Here is a 1,641-nt window from a genome sequence, read left to right as displayed (position 1 = left end):
TTGTACCCAGTAGTTTATTAGTATTACATTGCTTTAACTCAGGCTCTGTAAGACTTTGAGCCATAGCTAGTATATTTATACGGGGGAAGTTCAGGTATAGGAGCTAGGGAATGGGGAAATGGGGAGATAGGGAGATAGGGAAATTTTAGCTAAATTCCCCACTACCCCAAAACCCTAAAACCTCAACCCTCAACACCCAACACCCAAAACCCTAAAACCCCAACCCCGAGCTAGGGAATGGGGAAATGGGGAGATAGGGAGATAGGGAAATTTCAGCTAAATTCCCCACTACCCCAAAACCCTAAAACCCCAACCCTCAACACCCAACACCCAAAACCCTAAAACCCCAACCCCCAACCCCTAAAACCCTATGATTAAAACCTCTGTTTCTCTAGCTGATTTCACTTCCTACCGGGTGGGGGGAAGAGCGCAATGGTATGCCGAACCAGTTAATCTAGAGGAATTAAGAGAAGTGTTCGCTTGGTTGCGATCGCAAGATTTACCCTTGACTGTTTTGGGGGCTGGTTCAAATTTACTAATCAGCGATCGAGGTTTACCCGGACTTGTCCTCAATACTCGCCATCTGCGATCGAGTTGTTTTGATGCCGAAACTGCTACGATTACAGCAGCGGCGGGGGAACCCCTGCCAAAAATAGCTTGGAGAGCGGCAAAAAGGGGCTGGAGGGGCCTAGAATGGGCGGTGGGTATCCCCGGTACGGTGGGGGGTGCTGTGGTCATGAATGCGGGGGCGCACACCTCCTGTGTGGCGGATCGATTAGTGCGGGCGCTGGTATTAAATCCCGATGGTCAGTTAGAAACTGTAAGCAAAGAAGATTTAAATTATAGTTATCGCAGTTCTTCTCTGCAAGGGGATCAACGTTTAGTTATCGAAGCTACATTTCAGTTAGAAGCTACCGATAATTGCGAGGAAATAATGGCAATTACTACCCATAATTTACGCCATCGCAAAAGTACCCAACCCTATGATCGTCCCAGTTGTGGTAGCGTTTTCCGCAATCCTAAACCGCAATTTGCCGGGGCTTTAATTGAGGAAATGGGATTAAAAGGTTATCAAATTGGTGGAGCGCAAGTATCAGAATTACACGCTAATTTTATCCTGAATATTGGTTCAGCAAAAGCCTCGGATATTCTGCGTTTAATTCGTCATGTGCAGGAACAAGTGTTCGATCGCTGGTCCCTCTGGTTAGAACCAGAGGTGAAAGTTTTAGGGGAATTTGACGGGATTTAACTATTTTTCTCGATAACGGTTGAACTCAGCCGCGATGGGCTGGAGTGCGACGGCAGATATTTTTATAATCCTCTAGCATGGTGCGTTCCCCAAAATCTATTGGTGGGGCAGTAGGAGCCACATTAGGGAACGCACCCTACGGCTAACTATTTTTAATATATCTCGTGGGTGGTGCGTTACATTTAATTAACGCACCCTACGCGATCGCCGATCGCACTGATAGCCGTTTGACTTTGATATTGCCAATTGTCGCAACATCTCAAAAACCGCTGAGAGGTAAGATGAAAGCCACGACAGCATCTCTGGCCTCTCAGCCTATCGCCTGTGGCTGTTAGGTAGTGTCTAGCTAGTGACCAACTTCCAGGCTGAGACTGTTCTGGGGAGCCGCCCGC

Annotated in this window: 2 protein-coding genes; both read left to right on the top strand. The window is 47.5% G+C overall.

What is annotated here, in order from left to right; all coding sequences use genetic code 11:
- Window positions 1-370: 370 nt before the first annotated feature.
- Complete coding sequence (gene murB / locus PX482_RS14940; RefSeq protein ID WP_002760709.1) at window positions 371-1,249, top strand: UDP-N-acetylmuramate dehydrogenase; 879 nt, start codon at window positions 371-373, stop codon at window positions 1,247-1,249.
- Window positions 1,250-1,413: 164 nt separating this feature from the next.
- Complete coding sequence (locus PX482_RS14935) at window positions 1,414-1,584, top strand: hypothetical protein (protein WP_288026078.1); 171 nt, start codon at window positions 1,414-1,416, stop codon at window positions 1,582-1,584.
- Window positions 1,585-1,641: the final 57 nt, after the last annotated feature.

Source organism: Microcystis sp. M53602_WE12, assembly GCF_030065455.1.
Taxonomy (GTDB): domain Bacteria; phylum Cyanobacteriota; class Cyanobacteriia; order Cyanobacteriales; family Microcystaceae; genus Microcystis; species Microcystis aeruginosa.
The sequence above is the reverse complement of the archived record's forward strand: the minus strand, read 5'-3'. Positions and strand labels throughout refer to the sequence as shown.